The 18750-nt window shown below is 41.3% G+C and carries 17 protein-coding genes; 9 read left to right on the top strand and 8 right to left on the bottom strand.

The genetic code is table 11. The annotated features are described in order from the left end of the window. The first annotated feature begins 30 nt into the window (after positions 1-30). The 8 genes from C0J08_RS11195 to C0J08_RS11160 all read left to right on the top strand — a co-directional run bounded on the left by C0J08_RS11195 (position 31) and on the right by C0J08_RS11160 (position 11740). A complete protein-coding gene (locus tag C0J08_RS11195) occupies positions 31-1800 on the top strand; it encodes an acyl-CoA dehydrogenase family protein (protein WP_212652069.1) in 1770 nt (589 codons plus the stop codon). A gap of 58 nt (positions 1801-1858) precedes the next feature. Then, complete coding sequence (locus C0J08_RS11190; protein ID WP_212652068.1) at positions 1859-3508, top strand: electron transfer flavoprotein-ubiquinone oxidoreductase; 1650 nt, start codon at positions 1859-1861, stop codon at positions 3506-3508. A gap of 116 nt (positions 3509-3624) precedes the next feature. Then, entirely contained in the window at positions 3625-4074 is a 450-nt protein-coding gene (locus tag C0J08_RS11185) for a YaiI/YqxD family protein (RefSeq protein ID WP_212652067.1), read from the top strand. A 75-nt stretch (positions 4075-4149) separates the two neighbouring features. Further along, entirely contained in the window at positions 4150-5439 is a 1290-nt protein-coding gene (locus C0J08_RS11180; RefSeq protein WP_212652066.1) for an NAD(P)/FAD-dependent oxidoreductase, read from the top strand. A gap of 153 nt (positions 5440-5592) precedes the next feature. Then, positions 5593-6003: a MerR family transcriptional regulator gene (locus tag C0J08_RS11175; protein WP_212652065.1), complete on the top strand. Its 411-nt coding sequence runs from the start codon at positions 5593-5595 to the stop codon at positions 6001-6003. Between the two features lie 32 nt (positions 6004-6035). Next, positions 6036-8618 (top strand): heavy metal translocating P-type ATPase, encoded by a 2583-nt coding sequence (locus C0J08_RS11170; protein ID WP_212656203.1) that lies wholly within the window; start codon positions 6036-6038, stop codon positions 8616-8618. Between the two features lie 249 nt (positions 8619-8867). Then, the gene (locus C0J08_RS11165; protein WP_212656202.1) at positions 8868-10031 is read left to right on the top strand and encodes an MFS transporter; all 1164 of its coding nucleotides are present in this window, start codon (positions 8868-8870) and stop codon (positions 10029-10031) included. 134 nt (positions 10032-10165) lie between these two features. Further along, on the top strand, positions 10166-11740 hold the full coding sequence (locus C0J08_RS11160; RefSeq protein ID WP_212656201.1) for a sensor domain-containing diguanylate cyclase: 1575 nt from the start codon (positions 10166-10168) through the stop codon (positions 11738-11740). 199 nt (positions 11741-11939) lie between these two features. Here the strand turns inward: C0J08_RS11160 and yjjG are convergent, their stop codons facing one another. The 7 genes from yjjG to C0J08_RS11125 all read right to left on the bottom strand — a co-directional run bounded on the left by yjjG (position 11940) and on the right by C0J08_RS11125 (position 17956). After that, positions 11940-12620, bottom strand: coding sequence for a pyrimidine 5'-nucleotidase (gene yjjG, locus C0J08_RS11155; protein ID WP_212656200.1), 681 nt, complete (start codon positions 12618-12620; stop codon positions 11940-11942). Then, entirely contained in the window at positions 12617-13201 is a 585-nt protein-coding gene (gene yjjX / locus C0J08_RS11150; protein ID WP_212656199.1) for an inosine/xanthosine triphosphatase, read from the bottom strand. Before yjjX ends, yjjG begins: the two co-directional genes overlap by 4 nt. A 79-nt stretch (positions 13202-13280) precedes the next feature. Then, positions 13281-14378 (bottom strand): chorismate synthase, encoded by a 1098-nt coding sequence (gene aroC, locus C0J08_RS11145; RefSeq protein ID WP_212656198.1) that lies wholly within the window; start codon positions 14376-14378, stop codon positions 13281-13283. Between the two features lie 3 nt (positions 14379-14381). Beyond that, positions 14382-15296 carry a 50S ribosomal protein L3 N(5)-glutamine methyltransferase gene (gene prmB, locus C0J08_RS11140; protein WP_212656197.1) on the bottom strand — a complete coding sequence of 305 codons (915 nt, stop codon included), beginning with the start codon at positions 15294-15296 and terminating at the stop codon, positions 14382-14384. Positions 15297-15349: 53 nt separating this feature from the next. Then, entirely contained in the window at positions 15350-16114 is a 765-nt protein-coding gene (locus C0J08_RS11135) for a hypothetical protein (RefSeq protein ID WP_212656196.1), read from the bottom strand. A gap of 176 nt (positions 16115-16290) precedes the next feature. After that, positions 16291-17310, bottom strand: a complete 1020-nt coding sequence (gene sppA, locus C0J08_RS11130) for a signal peptide peptidase SppA (protein WP_212656195.1) — start codon at positions 17308-17310, stop codon at positions 16291-16293. A 1-nt stretch (position 17311) separates the two neighbouring features. Beyond that, entirely contained in the window at positions 17312-17956 is a 645-nt protein-coding gene (locus tag C0J08_RS11125; protein WP_212656194.1) for an HAD-IIIA family hydrolase, read from the bottom strand. Positions 17957-18023: 67 nt separating this feature from the next. On the opposite strand from C0J08_RS11125, the gene C0J08_RS11120 reads away from it, so the two are divergent. After that, a complete protein-coding gene (locus tag C0J08_RS11120; RefSeq protein WP_212656193.1) occupies positions 18024-18440 on the top strand; it encodes a MaoC family dehydratase in 417 nt (138 codons plus the stop codon). A gap of 45 nt (positions 18441-18485) precedes the next feature. Here the strand turns inward: C0J08_RS11120 and C0J08_RS11115 are convergent. Further along, the coding region (locus tag C0J08_RS11115) for an integrase core domain-containing protein (RefSeq protein ID WP_212652676.1) at positions 18486-18750 on the bottom strand (265 nt) is incomplete at its 5' end.

Raw genomic sequence — 18750 nt, 5'->3', positions numbered from 1 at the left:
TCCGCTCGGATAACTAATCGGAGAATAAAAATGAGCGAATACCTATATCCAATCAATGACATTTTATTCAGTTTACGCTCTATTGCAAAAACAGAGCGTCTTACACCTTATCTAGATGATGCTGTAGATGACGAATTGCTAGAAGCTATTCTTGGTGAAGCAGGGAAGTTGGCAGAACAAGTTATTGCACCGATTAATACCTCAGGTGACAAACAAGGTTCTCGTGTAGAGCATGGAGAGGTTATTGAAGCGAAGGGGTTTAAAGAAGCCTTTAAGGCTTATTCAGAGGGAGGCTGGATCGGTTTGTCTGGTGACCCAAAATACGGTGGTCAAGGCCTTCCTTCTTATGTCGCAACGGCTGTAAATGAAGGTGTTCAAGCGGCAAATCTTTCTTTCTCACTATGTCCTTTGTTGAGCCTAGGTGCTATTGAAGCTATCAGTTTACATGCAAATGATGAATTAAAAAATTTATACCTTCCAAAAATGCTGGCTGGAGAGTGGGCAGGAACCATGAATCTTACTGAGCCAGCTGCAGGTTCAGATCTTGCAGCTATCGCATGTAAGGCATCGCCAGATGGTGATGTATTTCGTATCAAAGGCCAAAAAATCTTCATCACATGGGGTGACCACCAAATGAGCGACAACATTATTCATCTAGTGTTGGCTCGTTTACCTGATGCCCCAGCAGGTGTAAAGGGGATCTCATTGTTTCTTGTGCCAAAGTTTACTTTGGATCAACAAGGTGAGCCAGATAAACGTAACGATGTCCATGTGGTTTCTGTTGAGCATAAAATGGGAATTCATGCTTCACCTACCTGTGTTATGAGTTTTGGAGATAGCGAAGGAGCAATTGGGTACTTGGTTGGCCAAGAGAACGAAGGCATTAAAGCCATGTTTACTATGATGAATAATGCAAGGCAGGGTGTGGGTCTGCAAGGTTTAGCGATTTCCGAGCGAGCCTATCAACAAGCTTTGGTTTACGCTCAAGAGCGAAAGCAAGGAATGAATGCAGAGCGAACCGATCGAGTGGCCATTATTGAACACCCTGATGTACTACGAATGTTGATGACGATGAAGTCACAGATTGATGCTATGCGTTCTCTTATTTATGTTGCTGCGGTCGAAAATGATATGTCTCATTTTGCCTCAGGAGAAGAGAAGAAAAGCGCTATAGCTCGAACAGCATTATATACTCCAATCGTGAAAGGCTGGATTACTGAGCAAGCTCAAGAAATTACTTCTTTAGCTATTCAAGTACACGGTGGTATGGGGTTCATTGAAGAAACAGGGGTCGCTCAGCATGCCCGCGATGCTCGGATTCTACCAATATACGAAGGAACAAACGGAATTCAAGCAATCGATTTAATTGGCCGTAAATTGCATGCAGACAAAGGTCAAGCTATGGCGTCACTTCTCGCTGAAATAGAAACAGAGCTTAACTCTTGGCAAGAAGAAAATATTCGTTGTTACGTTGATAAAGTTAAGGTCGTGCTCGACCAAGCAAAGCAAGCAACAGCAAAATGTTTAGAGCTAATGGAAAAGAATCCTATTTTAGGTACTGGTTTAGCTTATTCTTATATGATGCTAATGGGCTATTTAATCGGAGCGTGGCTACAAATTAGAGCTTTGCATGCATCTCAAACTCATCAAACTTTAGACGAAACGCAAAAACAATCATGGGAACATTCCGTTCGATTCTATTGTGATCACATATTGCCTCGCGCTTTTGGGTATACTGAAACAATATTGTTTGGCGGTTCAACTATTGACAAACTAAACAAAAATGCTTTCAATCGCTAACAGCATATAAATAGTAAAGAATGCCTTAAAATAAAAATGTATCCGTCTAGGAGGCAACATGTCAGATAGAGAAGTAATGGAATTTGATGTTTTAATCGTTGGTGGTGGGCCTGCTGGATTATCTGCTGCTTGTCGCATTATGCAAATAGCGCGAGAAGAAGAAAAAGACATCAGTGTTTGTTTAGTTGAAAAAGGCTCAGAAATTGGCGCCCATATATTATCTGGTGCCGTTGTCGAACCAACCGCTTTAACAGAATTATTCCCTGATTGGCAAAAGATGGGAGCCCCACTAAACACGGCCGTCAATGTGGATGAACTTCATTGGCTTGGTTCCGAAACAGCTTCAAGAAAGTTTAGTCATTGGATGATTCCAAAAACACTGCATAATGAAGGCAATTATATTATAAGCCTAGGCAACTTATGTCGCTGGCTTTCAGAGCAAGCTGAATCGTTAGGGGTAGAAGTCTTTCCTGGTTTTTCTGCTGCGCATGTAGCCTATGATGAAGCTGGCAATGTTGAAGGTGTTATTACTGGTGATATGGGGTTAGCCGCAGACGGCTCTGAAAAAGACGGCTTCATGCCGGGAATGCTCTTAAAAGCCAAATACACAATTTTTTCTGAAGGTTGTCGCGGTCATTTAGGTAAAGAACTGCTTGCTCATTTTGATTTAGATAAAGGAAAAGCCCCTCAACATTATGGTCTAGGCATCAAAGAACTGTGGGATGTCCCTGAAGCGCAAAGTAAACCCGGAACAGTCATTCATACTGCGGGCTGGCCGTTAGGCGATGAAGCCGGCGGCGGTGGTTTTTTATACCATTTAGAAAATAACCAACTCGTGGTTGGAATGATAGTTGATTTGAACTATAAAAACCCATACTTAAGTCCTTATGAAGAATTTCAAAGATATAAACATCATCCTGTTATTTCTGAACATCTGAAAGATGCAAAACGCGTTTCTTATGGTGCTAGGGCAATTGCTAAAGGTGGTTGGGCTTCATTGCCCAAAATGAGCTTTCCTGGCGGATTAGTAATTGGTTGTGATGCTGGAACATTAAATCCAGCTAAAATCAAAGGTACTCATACTGCAATGAAGAGTGGCATGCTAGCCGCAGAAAATATCTTCAATGCTCTTAAACTTGAAAAAGTAGCGGCAGATTTAGTTGAATTTAATGATTCCATGCGGAAATCATGGTTAGGTAAAGAGCTGCAACAAGCACGTAACTTCGTTCCTGTAATGCATAAATTTGGAACCTTTTGGGGGGGAGCATACAACTGGTTGGATCAAAATGTCTTCTCAGGTGGATTACCATTTAGTTTCAATGATATGACACCGGATTATGCCTGTATGGAGCTAGCCGAAAAACATACTGCACCAGAGTACAAAAAGCCAGATGGTTTGTTGAGCTTTGATAAACTGTCATCGGTATTTCTTTCAAACACTAACCATGAAGAAAACCAGCCATGCCATCTAAAATTAAAGGACGTTTCGATTCCTATTGAGAGCAATCTGCCTAAATATAATGAGCCTGCTCAGCGCTATTGTCCGGCAGGGGTATATGAAGTGGTTGAATCAAACAATGAGTCCATTTTTCAAATCAATTCGCAAAACTGCATTCATTGTAAGACCTGTGATATCAAAGACCCAGCGCAAAATATTACGTGGGTTACACCAGAAGGTTCTGGCGGACCAAACTACCCAAATATGTAAGTAACTTTTCATAAGAACAAATGGATGACTCATATGTGCTCCATTTGTTCTTATTCATTACTGGATTTCACTATTAGGCTGATTAATAATAGAACGCCTAAAGAAAGGGGAATCCTATGCGCTTATGGGTCGATGCCGACGCCTGTCCAAATGTTATTAAAACCATTCTATTTCGTGCTGCTGAACGTCTTGAAATTCCTTGTATACTTGTCGCAAACCAAGCGATATCAATTCCTCCTTCTAAATGGATTGAGCGTCGAGTGGTGAGCTCCGGCTTTGATGTAGCAGATAACTATATTGTTGATAATATTGACTCTCAAGATTTGGTGATCACTGCAGATATTCCTTTAGCCTCCGATGTTATAGAAAAAGGCGCTTTAGCCATTAACCCCAGAGGTGAACTCTATACTAAGGAAAACATTAAACAGCGCCTTGGTATGAGGGATTTTATGGAGCAAATGCGTTCTTCTGGTGTTCAAATGGGAGGTCCAGCAACGTTTAGTCAACAAGACAGAATGGCGTTTGCGAATACGTTAGATAAGTTATTAGCGAAAAGAGCGAGGTAGAAGATCTGGTCGAGGAATCTGGAAAGCGTTCTTTGAGTGTTTTCCAGATTATTCAACGTTTATAGGGGATCTTATATGAAAAAAATCGTGGTAGTGGGCGGTGGCGCCGGCGGTTTGGAATTGGTTACCAAACTGGGACATACCTTTGGTAAAAAGCGTCAGGCTGAAATTGTGCTTATTGATAGAAGCCAAACTCATATTTGGAAACCTTTGTTGCATGAAGTGGCAACGGGTTCTTTAGATATCAATAATGATGGCATTAACTATAGAGCCCATGCCGCTAAACACCACTACCAATTTCAATTAGGCACCCTGATGGGAGTCGATCCAGAAGCAAGAACACTGAAGTTAGATTCTCTTTCAGATGATATGGGACATATCGTCTTACCAGAAAGGAGCATTTCATACGATATTCTTATCATGGCGGTAGGGAGTGTCTGCAATGACTTTGGTACTCCTGGTGTATTAGAGCATTGTTATTTCTTAGACTCCCATAAACAAGCTGAGCGCTTTCAGCAGGCTCTCTTGAATCAGTTCTTGCGTATTCATCAAGAAGGAACAGACTCGAAACTCAAGTTGGCGATTGTTGGTGGTGGTGCAACAGGGGTTGAATTGTCCGCAGAGTTATTTCATGTTGCCGATATGCTGAAAGCCTATGGTATGCCTGAAATGTCTGGTAAGAGATTAAATATTCAACTGATCGAAGCAGGACCTAGGATTTTGGCGGCTTTGCCGGATAGAATTGCTTCCTTAGCAACCAAAGAATTGATTCGTTTGGGAGTAAAAGTCAGTCAAAGTACTCGAGTGGTTCGTGCTTATGACGGTGGTTTTCAAACTGCGGACGAAAAAAATATAGAGGCAGATTTGATGATTTGGGCCGCTGGCGTTAAAGCGCCCGATTTTGTTGCTAATATTGAGGGCTTTGAAACCACTCGGAATAATCAAATATTGGTTAAAGGAACGCTTCAGACAACAAATTTTGAGAATGTTTATGTGATTGGTGATTGCTGTGCTTGCAAGCAAGCGGATGGTTCTTTTGTCCCACCTCGAGCTCAGTCAGCCCACCAAATGGCCTCACTAGTATTTGAGAACATAAAGGCGTCTTTTTTGAGTGAACCATTAAAGGAATACACCTATAAAGACTACGGCTCTTTGGTTAACTTGAGTCGATACAGTACCGTAGGCAGCCTCATGGGGAATTTGATGGGAGGTTCCATGTTTATAGAAGGTCGCCTTGCTCGTTTTGTATATGTTTCTTTGTATAGACTTCACTTAATCGCAATACATGGATGGTTTAAGGCAACGGTAATTATGGCCGCGCAAAAAATAGGTAAAGTGGTTAAACCTAAATTAAAACTGCATTAATTCGTTATCAGTAAACCCCAAGAGACCGAGTCGAATGTACTCGGTTTTTTTTGCTTAAAAATAACGATCGAAGTGAAATGTGTTTACCTTGACCTATGAGCTACACATAGGTTTTACAATGAAGTTATTGATGTGATGAGTTTAGGAGTTCCTATGCGAGTAAGCGAATTAGCCAAAAAGGGGAAGGTAACTGCTGACACCGTTCGGCATTACACTAGGCTTGGTTTAATACAGGCGCAGAGAGATCCAAGTAATGGTTATCAGATTTACGATAATGTCGCTCTACAAAGGCTTAATTTTATTCGGCAAGCCAGTGATCTGGGTTTCAGCCTTAAGCAAATAGAGGGCATTTTTTATCAATCAGATAAAGGTGATTCTCCATGCCCACTTGTTCGTGACCTGTTAGAGAAAAAAGTCCCAGAAACCAAATTAAAGATTGCTCAACTGCAAGCTCATTTGGCCAAAATGGAAGACGCTTTAGCAGCATGGGAAAAGATGCCAAATGGTACACCTGATGGACACTCAATCTGTTGTTTGATTGAAGACTGGGAAGATAACAAATAAAGCACTATATAAGCGCGGACAGGAGGGTAAAAATGACATCGCCAAAGTTGAATCAAGAAGATAATACAACATTAACCCTTAGTGTTACTGGTATGTCGTGCCAAGGGTGTGTTTCAAAAGTGCGAAATGCCATTCAAGCAATACACCCAAAAGCTATTATTGAAGGCAACCCCAAAGAGAACACCCTTACAGTGACATCCTCATTGAATTTGGAAGCAATAGAAGCGGTTGTAAGCGATGCTGGATTTCAATCATCTGGCTTGGAAAATTATGATGAGCGTGCTCATTCATCAGATGTGGCCAATACTCAAAAGACGGATCAACCAGTACAGACCGGCTCGAAAACTGAAGAAGGTGTTTCAAATTATCAACTGGCTATTAGTGGAATGACCTGTGCTGGTTGCGTTAATACAGTGAAAAAAGCGCTATTAAGCACAACTAACGTTCTTTCAGCAGACGTTAACTTTGCAAACCATACTGCACAAGTCGTAACAAAAGGCGCTGCTGATCCATTAATTAGAGCTATAGAAGACTCTGGTTACCAAGCGAGTATTATTCTTGATGAAGCGCAAAATGAGGACGAGCGTGCCAAACGAGAGTTAGCGGAATACCATCACAAATGTCGATCGTCAGCTTTAGGTCTAGGTGCCGGCATTCCTTTGATGTTATATGGCCTGCTAGGTGGAAGTATGGCGGTGACTACGCTCAACGAAAGACTCTTGTGGTCGGCTGTTGGCATTGCCACGCTCTTAATAATGATCTTTGCTGGTAAGCATTATTTTCGCGGTGCTTGGAAAGCATTTAGCAATCATCAGGCGAATATGGATTTATTGATTGCATTAGGGACTGGCAGCGCTTGGTTATATTCAATGTTGGTTATAGTGGTTCCTGCTAACTGGTTACCTGAAAATACTCAGCATTTGTATTTTGAAGCAAGCGTTATGATTATTGGCCTTATTAACCTTGGTCAAGCGTTAGAACTTAAAGCTCGGCGAAAAACAAGCCAAGCACTGCATAAACTCTTAGATCTACGACCGAAAATGGCAACTCGCGTCGAACAAGGGAAAGAGGTTCGCGTGAGCGTCACAGATATTCATGTAAATGATATTCTACGAGTGCGAACAGGTGACAAGATCCCTGTTGATGGAAAGGTGATAGAGGGAGAGTCTACGGTTAATGAATCTATGTTAACCGGAGAAGCCGAACCAATTAAAAAAGGGGCAGGTAGCTCGGTTTCGGCAGGCACCGTAAACGGTCATGGCAGTTTACTGTTTACAGCCACTCGTGTAGGTTCTGACACTTTGTTGGCGCAAATCATCACTCTAGTAGGGAAAGCGCAAAACTCAAAACCCCCTATTAGTGTATTAGCAGATAAAGTGTCTTCTATTTTTGTCCCCAGTGTAATCATAATGGCAATTTTGACTGCTCTTGCCTGGTTTAACTTTGCTCCCGATGTTATGCCTTCCTACATCCTAGTAACGACTATTTCGGTGTTAATCATTGCGTGCCCTTGTGCTTTAGGGTTGGCTACTCCCATCTCGACTATGATCGGCATTGGTAAAGCAGCTGAATACGGTGGCTTAATTCGTAATGGTGAAGCCTTACAGCGTGCCAGTGAGTTAAACGTTATTGTTCTAGATAAGACAGGTACTATTACCGAAGGCAGACCGAAAGTAGTTCATCAAATTAATAATGAGCATGCTCAAATTGATGAAATTGCAGATCTCGTTATTGCCTTGGAAAAACGAGCAAATCATCCACTTGCTGCTGCTTTGCTAGACTATTGCGAAAAGCTTTCGAGTCAAAAACGGGATGTGTTAGTAGAGGGCTTTACATCTTTGGCCGGTCAAGGTGTCAGCGCGCATATTAATGGGAAGGCGTACTTCTTAGGTAATGAGCGATTGATGAAAGAAAAGGGTGTCTCTATCGACTTAACAGAGGACTCTAATCTCCAAAAAGCAGCGAGCCGAGTATTTCTGTCTGATCAAAGTCAATTACTGGCTATCTTCTATATAGAGGACCCAGTAAAAGCCGGAATGAAAGCCGCTATCACAAACTTTAAAAACCTAGGCTTAAAGGTTGTTATGTTAACTGGGGACAATTCAGACGCCGCAGCCTCTGTCGCTAAGCAGGTAGGTATTGATGATTATCATGCCCAGCTAATGCCGAATGACAAATTGGACTGGGTTAAAAAACTTCAGGCTGAAGGGAAGGTAGTTGGAATGATTGGTGACGGAATTAATGATGCTCCTGCTTTGGCACAAGCGGATGTCGGGTTTGCAATGGGCGCTGGAACCGATGTGGCCATGGAAACAGCGGATATCACCTTAATACACAATGACCTTCAAAGCGCTGTGGACGTGATAAAAATAAGTTCGGCTACCTTACGAAATATTAAACAGAATTTATGGGGGGCATTTGCCTATAACAGCTTAGGAATCCCCATTGCAGCGGGCGTTTTATTTCCACTTACTGGCTGGTTACTAAGTCCGATCATTGCAGGTGCCGCTATGTCTTTATCATCCGTTACCGTCGTGATCAATGCTAATCGCCTTAGGTTATTTCATATTGCCAATAGGGAGAATTCCCAGCAACGTATCAAGGAGTCGAAATGAGTGTGCTCATTAATGTATTTGGTTTCTGTTTAATTGTGTTTATTGTGTATTGGTTTTGGTGGCCAGATTTAAAAGAAAGATTCAAAAAGTAAGCGGATATAGACTATCTGCTCTTTGACCAAGCAATCGCTCAACAAGTGTTGTAAAATCTCGCATGACAATCAATAAGCCAAGGGTCTCAGCTCTTGGCTTATTTTATTTTTATACCCTCGGATTTTTGTAATCTTTTAAACAAATAATGGAGTTTATATGCAGACTTACCAATGGGGCATATTTGCTATTGCCTTAGGGACATTCGGTATTGGCACAACAGAATTTATGCCTATGGGCTTATTACCTGTCATTGCAGACGGAGTAAATGCATCGATACCTGCCGCCGGTTTGTTGATTAGCGCCTATGCTGTTGGAGTAATGATTGGTGCACCACTTATCACTTTATATTTAACTCGTTATAGCCACAAGACATCACTGTTGGCTTTAATGGTGGTTTTTGTGATCGGCAATATCCTGTCAGCAGTATCCGTTAATTATGAAACCTTTTTAATATCCAGAGTGATTACCAGCTTTTCCCATGGTGCTTTTTTTGGTATTGGCGCCGTTGTTGCGATGAACCTCGCTCCGATTCATAAAAAAGGCTCAGCGGTTGCGTCTATTTTTTTAGGTTTAACGATCGCCAACATTGTTGGAGTGCCAATTACCACTTGGCTGGGACAAACCTTTGATTGGCGAGTTTCTTTCGCCGTGACAGCATTACTCGGCATCGTTGCGGTAATCGGTATTGGACGCAGTTTACCTAGCATGGAAAAACCGATTAAACCGGATGTTAAAACTGAGCTTAAAGCCATCATGCAACCTGCAGCCCTAAGGGCATTTGCCACTACGGTAATGTGTGCCGGGTCAATGTTTACGCTTTACACTTACATAACCCCCATCATGAAAACGCTTGCTGATGCTTCAGATAACGCCATTGCCACAATGTTAATGCTTGTCGGAATCGGGTTTACATTAGGCAACTACATTAGCGGAAAAATCACCGATAAATCGCCAGATTTAGCGTTATTCATTTTCTTAGGTTCTCAGGTATTGGTATTACTACTATTTCGTTTTACCTCAACAACACTCATAGGAGCCAGTTTAACGACATTGTTATGGGGGGTGGTTATCTTTGGTAGTGGTCCACCATTGCAAATGCAAGTTATGAAAATAGCGGATCAAGCTCCAGGCCTTGCTTCTTCTATTAACATTGGTGCTTTTAACTTAGGTAATGCATTAGGGGCCGCACTAGGTGGGTTGGTGATTAGTATCGGCTTTAGCTTTGACTGGATTCCTACAGCCGCTGCCACTTTGTCCTTTATGGCGCTCATCATGGTTATGATTAACCGCATACACGCAAACAAATTCAAAATAAATTAACAGTGGTTTATCGATATAACAGTCTCTGATAAGCTAAAGAAACTTGGTACAGGGGGATAGCGTTTCTCCCTGTACTTTATGCGCAACGTGGTAATAGAACCACGAGCTTTAGTCGATGTAATGGATGTACTGTTTTGACTGCATTAAAAAGTAAATTCTTGAAACTTAACCGCCTTATTCTATTTGTCGCACTGACTGCAACCGCCTTAACTTTCATTAATGGGGTTTTCTCGAACTATAAAGTTCAAAGAGAGCAGTTGATACAACAAACCATCGAAGTAAATAGGGCTTATGCAGATAAACTTTCTGATACCACAGAGGTATTTTTAACCTCTTCGCAGCAGCAGCTAGCCTACACAGCGAATTCAATATTTAACCAAATGAATAATGGCTCTTATTTGATTGATGAAGCCAATCGTCTTAAGTATCAAACAGATAGTTTTAATTCCGTTGTTATCAGTAATTCAAATGGTTTAACGCAAGCGGCCTCACCAGAAACACTCAACCTTATTGGGACACAACTTTCATCTGAAGGCAGTGTGGAAGCATTAGACAAGAAAAGGGCGCTTATTAGTGCCCCATACCTTTCAACTCTTGGCAATCTAATTATTTTTATCTCTACGCCCATTTTTGATTTCAATGGCGATTACTTAGGTTTTCTCGGTGGTTCGATTTACCTTAAAAAAACCAATATATTAAGTGACATACTTGGTGAGCACTACTACAACAACGGATCGTATATTTACGTCATAGATCAAAACAAACAAATTTTATATCACCCCGAGAAGAAACGCATTGGTACATTTATTTCTAATAATAATGGCTTAGAGCACATCTTATCCACCAAAGAAGGAGGGATGTTACTAAACAATAGTAAAGGGATTAACATGCTGGCGGGATACTCAACCATCCCAAGTACTGGCTGGGTAATCATTACCCAAAGCCCTATGGAAAAAACCTTGGTGCCTTTAGTTGGTATCATAGAAAGAGTCATTTTGGGGACATTACCAATAGCCCTAGCCGTATTTTTATTCATTTGGTTATTTGCTAGAGCCATTTCAAGACCTCTACAACAATTAGCCGAAAAAGCGAGTTCACTCGATAATCCAAATGTTGATCAAGAGATTGAAAGTATCCGATCTTGGTATGTAGAAAGTTTGGGCTTAAAGCGTGCCATGTTAACAGGGGTCAAATTAGTCCAAAACCAAATTGGTGATCTTAAGCGAGACGCTGAGACAGATCCTTTAACCGGTGCGAATAATCGAAGAGCCTTTCAGATAAAGCTCCAACAGATGTCATTACTTGAAATACCGTTTTCAGTATTAGCACTGGATATTGATTACTTTAAACGTATTAATGATAACTTTGGCCACGATGTTGGCGATAAAGTGCTTCAGAGACAAACTCAAATATTGAAAACGTTTTCTAATGACGGCGACATGGTTTTCCGAACTGGCGGCGAAGAATTTGTGTTGCTATTAAAAGAAACATCTTTGGATGACGCTTTTATATTGGCAGAGAAATTACGAATCGCAATATCAGAAGAAACATTTGATGTCGTTGGTAACATCACTGTCTCAATGGGGCTTGCTTTCTGGTCGTCAGACAAAGGTATCAGCGTCGATAAAATTTTATCCCTTGCAGATCAGGCTTTGTATGAAGCAAAAGGGCAAGGACGTAATCGTTGCATCATTTCAGAAGATAAATAACTTCGAGCTATTGTGATATGTGTTGTGCGTACGACTTGGGTTAAAATCAATGCACACAAACTGAATGTTAAATTTTTAATAGTTTAAATGAGCAAACCTGTTCATTTTTCTCTATTAACACTATTTCCGATAATAACATTTATCGGAAATAGTGAGTCTATATTGAGCACTCTGTTTGTTAATCCTTTTGGGTTATTTCTTATTGAGACTTAAACCAATTAAGCAGCTCATCTAAAGACCGTATTTGGAATGTTGGCGTGATCTCTTTTGGATGCGTTTTGTTATGATGGTTCAGCCAACATGTATCAATACCAAAATTGATTCCGCCTACAATATCAGACTCTAGCGTATCACCAACCATCAGGATTTTATCTTTGTCGGGATTACCCATTTGCACTAAAGCATGCTGGAAGATTGTAGGATGAGGTTTAGCGACGCCAACCAATTCTGAAATAACCACCGGTGAAAAGTATGGCAACATTCCAGTTCGTTCTAATCTAATCTGTTGTAACTGTACAAATCCATTGGTAATAATGGCCATACGTACATTGTTGTCGAATAGATATTTAACTAACTCAGTGGCACCTGGCAATGTTTGACAGATTTCAGCCATGGATTCTAAAAACTGTTTATTGAGATCCTTCGGGCTAATTTTTAGTCTATCAGACCATAATTTAAACCGTCTTGTTTGCAGTTGCTCTGCCGTAATTTGGTTGTTTTGATACTCCACCCAAAGCTGTTTGTTTACAGTCTGATATTCGTCGTAATCTTGCTTTTCGAAAGCAATATCATGCTTGGCAAACATATGCTTTAAGCCTGCAAAATTATCGAAGTGAAAAAGTGTTTCGTCAGCGTCAAATATAATCCATTTGTATTTCATTCGTTCTTCTTTTTCCGTGATTGATAATGTTCAGGATATAGCGCTGGCGCTAGCGCAAGGATTAGCGCTTGGGTATAAACCGTTTCTCTTGTGGCTGCATGGTTGGTGAACAATCCGATGGCACCACCTTTTTGACGAATATTGTCTGTATTAAATAAGTCATCCATGACGACACCTAATTCTTCATTGTTTTGCAATCGTTTAAAGACTTTTTCTGGTAGTGGCAAATTTGCAGAACGGCCAGTCATCATTTCCCCGTCACTATTTACAATAGCCACGTAGGCAAAGGTTGCTGCACCCTCCTCAAATTGATCAACACCACCTTCCATCGAAACAAAAAAATCCATTCCTTGATTGCTAACATGCTCATAGCAGTATTTTGCTCGGTTTTGAGCGCCAAGACGTGTTTCGGCTTCTGTCATGGGTTGATCAGCAACCTCTGATGGCGCGTGCATTTCTTCACAATGAATCGTGTGATTTGGGAATATTTGTAAAAACGCCTGTCTGGCTGCATTTACTTTAACTGGATTGGTTGATCCTACGCTTACCCTAATTACGGTGGAACTTAGTGGAGTTGTCATGGGCTTTATTCCTTTTTTGAAAAATAAAAAAAGCCGCTATTTTACCAGTAGCGGCTTATTATTTTGTTCACCATTTAACTTAGGCTTGTCCCTTGATAATGGGCGTTGGACAAGCAACATCGGCATTTTGCGCTCTATGTTTTAGCAAATGATCCATAATGGTTAAAGCCAACATGGCTTCAGCGATCGGCGTTGCACGTATGCCAACACAAGGATCATGTCGACCTTTGGTAATAACCTCTATGGCATTTCCTGCACGATCGATGCTCTTACCCGGAATGGTAATACTGGATGTTGGTTTTAGAGCCATATGAACAACAATATCTTGTCCAGAAGATATGCCTCCCAATACTCCGCCAGCATGATTGCTTAGGAAACCTTCAGGTGTCATTTCGTCGCGGTGTTCGCTGCCTTTCTGCTCAACAACATCAAAACCGTCACCAATTTCTACCCCTTTAACCGCGTTAATGCTCATGATGGCTTTGGCGATATCCGCATCCAAACGATCAAAAACAGGCGCTCCTAAACCAGGCATCACATTTTTGGCAATCACTGTAATTTTCGCACCGACTGAGTCGCCTTCGCGTCTTAATGCCGTCATGTACTCTTCAAGCTCTGGAATGGCGTCCGGATCTGGACTGAAAAAGCTGTTTTCATAAACTTGGCTTAAATCTTTCACTTCCAATTTGATCGGACCAAGTTGTGACAAGAAACCCTGTATTTCAATGCCAAACTGTTGCTTCAGATATTTCTTTGCAATGGCTCCAGCAGCAACCCGCATGGCCGTTTCACGTGCAGATGAGCGACCGCCACCACGATAGTCACGGAAACCATATTTTTGGTCATAAGTGTAATCGGCATGAGCTGGACGGAAAGTTTCTGCGATGTTGCCATAGTCTTTAGAACGTTGATCGGTATTTTCGATCAATAAGCCGATTGGCGTACCGGTTGTTTTACCTTCAAAAACGCCAGATAGAATCTTTACTTCATCGGCTTCGCGGCGCTGTGTGGTGTGTTTTGAAGTTCCTGGTTTACGAAGATCTAAATCTCGTTGTAGATCCGCTTCGCAGAGTTCGATGCCTGGCGGGCAACCATCAACAATGGCGCCTAACGCAAGACCGTGACTTTCACCAAATGTGGTGACTTTAAAAAGTGTTCCAAATGTATTACCAGACATAGTTTATTTCTGCTCTTGTAATAGTTCGCTAAGTTGTTCTTTTGTTAGGATAAAAACACCATTACCACCCTGCTCTAATTCAACCCACATAAATGGAATGTTGGGATAAGCCGCTTGCAGCGCAATTTCAGTGTTTCCTACTTCGTAGACTAATATACCGTCATCTTGCAGATAATGCGCGACTTGGGCTAAAAATTCATGAGTAAAAGTCAGGCCATCTTCACCAGACGTTAAGGCTAATTCCGGCTCGTTGTGAAATTCTGCCGGTGCACTCTGGAAGTCATCAGCATCAACATATGGCGGGTTGCAAATAATCAGATCGTATTGGTTCCCGGCCAAGTTTTTAAACATATCAGAGTGGATAGCACGAACTTTGTCTTCTACTTGGTGACGTAAAATATTTTCATTAGCCACAGTTAAAGCGGCTTCACTAATATCAGAAATATCCACTTGGGCATCTTCAAAAACGAGTGCCGCTGCGATACCTAAGCAGCCAGACCCGGTGCACATATCTAAGATATGTAATGGGTAATTTTTCAACCAAGGCGTAAATTCGGTTTCTAACAGTGAAATGATTGGTGAGCGTGGAATTAATGTATCTTTCGTCACTTTAAATGGTAAGCCCATAAACCATGCTTCACCTAACAGGTACGGTAAAGGCTCTCGTTTTGTAATGCGAGTGTCTACCAGCTTAAGAATGTGTTTTTTTTCATTGTATGTCAGAGCGCAATCCAACATGTCTCGATCAAAATCAATAGGAAGCTTTAAAGCCCCCATAACCAAGTGAATAGCTTCATCCCAAGGGTTGTCTGTACCATGGCCATAGAACAAATCAGCCTTTTGGAAGCGGCTGAAGGTCCAGCGGATAAAATCTTTGATAGAGGTTAAATCACGAACGGCGGATTGTTTGTAGCTCATTTTCTCTTCTTAATTTTGGATACGCGGAAATAGCGAGTGACGCATTATAACGGTTATTGTTTCGAGCCTCTATCTTTGCGTTGCATGGTTTTCATTGAGCTGGCTAAAGCATCAAGCTTTTTCGACATTTCATCCCATTTCTCAACCTCAGCCTTCGTTGAGTTTTGTTGATGCAATTCCTGTTCGTGTGCCAACTGTCTATTTTCATCCTTCAATCTAGTTAGCTGATTATCTTGTTTTGCAAGGTCGACTTCTTTCTGAGCGAGGTTGATAGTGAGTTCTGAATTAGCCTTCTGCTCTTGCTTTAACTGACTTGTTAAGACCGCGTTTTGTGATATCACCTCTTCATATCTTTGCTCATTGAAAGCCGATTTATCCTTTAGCATTTCAACTTCACGACAGACTTTCTGGTGCTCCAGTTGCAGTTTTTCATGTTCTGCTTGTAAGTCAATGAGCACAGTGGATAAAGAAAGATAGCCCCCCTCTGTCGACTCCTGTTTTCTGTGTTGATGTTGCTCAATATCAGACGCCTTTTCATCAAGCAATTTTCCTAGGCTTTGTGTCACTTCTCTTGAAAAGTGTTTGAAAGCGGGAAGCAAAACATCATTTAACTCACTCAGCTTATGCTGTTGTTGTTCTTTATAGATTTCTTCCCATTCTGTAATGGCGTTCAAAAAGGTTGTATTGGAACAACGTCGCCCATCCTTTTTCGAAAAATAATCCGTCAGGCGCGGAATGTTGGGGAAGCTATTTTTCTCAATTAGCTCCCAGCAGGCTTGATGAATTTCTTCTCTTGCTATATTTGCTTTTCGCGCCATAAGAGTGCCACCCAAGATATGATTTAAAGATAATATTAATAAATATATTATCATTTATATGATAAATATTAAATAAAGAACAGATAGGTACAAAATCTGGCAAGAATCACTTCTGCACTTCATTTTAGACAATAAAAAAGCTCCCGTAGGAGCTTTTAAATACGTTCAACAAACTACTACTGAAGGCTCGTAGAGTTAATTACCTTTGTTGCCATCTCAACACCAAGCTCTTTGGCTAATTCGCGCCAAGACTCTTGCTTAGGTTCGTATATAACCGGCTCAGCATTCGGAAAGCGGGTATCCAATATTTCATTAACACTGGCCAACCCATCAATTAGACCGATTTTAACGGCTTGAGAGCCTGTAAACACCATACCGGAGAACACATCGTCCGTAATAACAAGCCTGTCACCACGACCTTTTTTAACAGCGTTAATAAACTGACTGTGCGTTTCATCCAACACTGCTTGCCATTTCTCTTTGGCCTCCTCTGTCATTGGTGTGAAAGGGTCAAGAAATGCCTTATTGCGGCCCGCCGTAAAAGTACGTCGCTCTACACCAATTTTTTCAAGCAAGTTGCTGGCATCAAACCCTGATGAAATAACACCAATTGAGCCAACTAAACTCGCTTTATCGGCATAAATTTGATTAGCCGCAGACGCAATATAATACCCACCAGAAGCCGCCATATCTTCAACAACTACGAAAACAGGAATATCTGGGTAATCTTGCTCTTTTTTACGAATAGCATCGTAAATAATGCCTGAATGCACTGGACTGCCCCCAGGACTGTTCATCTCAATAACTACCCCTTTTAAGCTTGGATTCTTGTAGGCAACATTAAGTAGACGAACATATTCCGAAGATTCTATTTCATTATCCGCACCGATCACTCCGCGCATAGGAATCATAGCAACCACATTGTTCTCTAGACTGACTTCTTCAAAGTTTGATTTAACAATCCAGCTAGAAATTATCCCTACAAAAATGGCTAACGTAGTGAATCGAAAGAAAATTCTCCAACGTCTAGCCCGGCGTTTTTCTATAAGGTTTTCGCTAAGTGTTTTTTCAAGCAAGGTCCAAATTTCTTTATTTGGGTCCACTTTCTCAGTTTTTTCCTGAATAGCGCTCTCTTCTTGCGTATCTGGTGCCTGATTAAGTGACTTTTCTCTATCTTCGTCTTCTGTCCAGCTCATTTTATAGCCCTAAAATGTTAGATAATTGGTTAAAATCGTTTATTAATTCGTGTGGTCGACAGGCTTTTAATCTGCTTTCATGGTGCGCACCATAGGTCACAGCAACACTTTTCATTCCAGCATTGGTCGCCATATTTAAATCGTACTCAGTATCCCCCACCATGATGGCGTTTTCTGGCGACATGCTTAATTCAGTCAAGATTTGTTCAAGCATTAGTGGGTGGGGTTTTGATAACGCCTCATCCGCACATCGAGAAGTAACAAAATATTCTCTCGTATTCGTCAGCGCCATAACCCTTTCTAATCCTCTACGGCTTTTTCCAGTAGCTACAGCCATTTTAAAGCCTGCCGCCTTGAGCTTATCCAGCTGTTCGATAACACCAGGATACGCCAACGGCGGCACTTGATCAGACGCCACATACAGATTTTTATAGTGCTCAACAATGATGTTTTGCTCGTTTAATGACAGCTCTGGCCAAACTGTAGCAACAGCCTTATCTAGCGATAGTCCAATGATGTTTTTAATATCGTTTTTATCTCTTTTTGGCGCACCCGCTGTCACGCCAGCGTGTAACATGCTTTCACATATTTTATCGATGGAATCAAATAAGGTACCGTCCCAATCAAAAATTACCAACTTAACCATAGATACCTCTTAAGAATAATCCATTGAAAGTGTACCATAACCAAAAATGACTAAATAAGGATTGGTAATGACGACTGGCTATACATTAGAACAACTTTCCATCGATCAAAGTGTTGAATATCGAAAAGTAGTTTCTCAGGGTGATGTCCAAGCTTTTGCAGATGTAACGGGCGATACAAACCCTGTCCATTTAGATGCCGATTATGCCGCCACCACATCTTTTGGTAAACCTATTGCTCACGGCATGCTGACCGCTGGGTTTATCTCTGCGGCAATTGGCACTAAATTACCTGGGCCGGGTTGCATTTATTTAGAGCAAACACTGAAATTTCGTTTGCCTGTTTTTGTTGGTCAAGAAGTGGTAACGACCGTTACTGTGACCGATATTAATGAACGCCGCCGTCGTGCAACGCTAAAAACGGTTTGCGAATGTGATGGCAAAGTCGTGGTAACGGGTGAAGCAACTATCATGCTGCCAGCCTAATAAATTTAAACTTGTGTCGTCCTAAAATAAGTTGACGATTTTTTGTTAAGCCAGTATGGATTCCATACTGGCTTTTTCATGCACTTCTTCTGGTGTTTTCATATTAAGACTTAAGTGAGGTCGATACCTATTATAGATATCAATAGACTCACTAATATGCCTTTCTAATTCTTTAAAAGTTCTGCATCTTCCAATCAAAAATTCTTGCTTCAATATGCCATTCACCCTTTCTGCTAACGCATTTTGGTAGCAGTCATAGCCATCTGTCATCGACGGCTTTATTTTATTGCGTTGTAATTCTTTTTGATAA

It is taken from the genome of Marinomonas sp. CT5, from assembly GCF_018336975.1.
Taxonomy (GTDB): Bacteria; Pseudomonadota; Gammaproteobacteria; order Pseudomonadales; family Marinomonadaceae; genus Marinomonas.
This window is presented reverse-complemented; position numbering and strand designations above follow the sequence as displayed.

Excerpts from the sequence above, each read along its gene's own strand:
- yjjX (WP_212656199.1), bottom strand. The coding sequence starts at position 13,201 with ATGACAACTCCACTAAGTTCCACCGTAATTAGGGTAAGCGTAGGATCA.
- C0J08_RS11120 (WP_212656193.1), top strand. The coding sequence starts at position 18,024 with ATGACGACTGGCTATACATTAGAACAACTTTCCATCGATCAAAGTGTT.
- C0J08_RS11195 (WP_212652069.1), top strand. The coding sequence starts at position 31 with ATGAGCGAATACCTATATCCAATCAATGACATTTTATTCAGTTTACGC.
- C0J08_RS11175 (WP_212652065.1), top strand. The coding sequence starts at position 5,593 with ATGCGAGTAAGCGAATTAGCCAAAAAGGGGAAGGTAACTGCTGACACC.
- prmB (WP_212656197.1), bottom strand. The coding sequence starts at position 15,296 with ATGAGCTACAAACAATCCGCCGTTCGTGATTTAACCTCTATCAAAGAT.
- C0J08_RS11185 (WP_212652067.1), top strand. The coding sequence starts at position 3,625 with ATGCGCTTATGGGTCGATGCCGACGCCTGTCCAAATGTTATTAAAACC.
- C0J08_RS11170 (WP_212656203.1), top strand. The coding sequence starts at position 6,036 with ATGACATCGCCAAAGTTGAATCAAGAAGATAATACAACATTAACCCTT.
- C0J08_RS11165 (WP_212656202.1), top strand. The coding sequence starts at position 8,868 with ATGCAGACTTACCAATGGGGCATATTTGCTATTGCCTTAGGGACATTC.
- aroC (WP_212656198.1), bottom strand. The coding sequence starts at position 14,378 with ATGTCTGGTAATACATTTGGAACACTTTTTAAAGTCACCACATTTGGT.
- C0J08_RS11190 (WP_212652068.1), top strand. The coding sequence starts at position 1,859 with ATGTCAGATAGAGAAGTAATGGAATTTGATGTTTTAATCGTTGGTGGT.
- C0J08_RS11125 (WP_212656194.1), bottom strand. The coding sequence starts at position 17,956 with ATGGTTAAGTTGGTAATTTTTGATTGGGACGGTACCTTATTTGATTCC.
- C0J08_RS11180 (WP_212652066.1), top strand. The coding sequence starts at position 4,150 with ATGAAAAAAATCGTGGTAGTGGGCGGTGGCGCCGGCGGTTTGGAATTG.
- C0J08_RS11135 (WP_212656196.1), bottom strand. The coding sequence starts at position 16,114 with ATGGCGCGAAAAGCAAATATAGCAAGAGAAGAAATTCATCAAGCCTGC.
- sppA (WP_212656195.1), bottom strand. The coding sequence starts at position 17,310 with ATGAGCTGGACAGAAGACGAAGATAGAGAAAAGTCACTTAATCAGGCA.
- yjjG (WP_212656200.1), bottom strand. The coding sequence starts at position 12,620 with ATGAAATACAAATGGATTATATTTGACGCTGACGAAACACTTTTTCAC.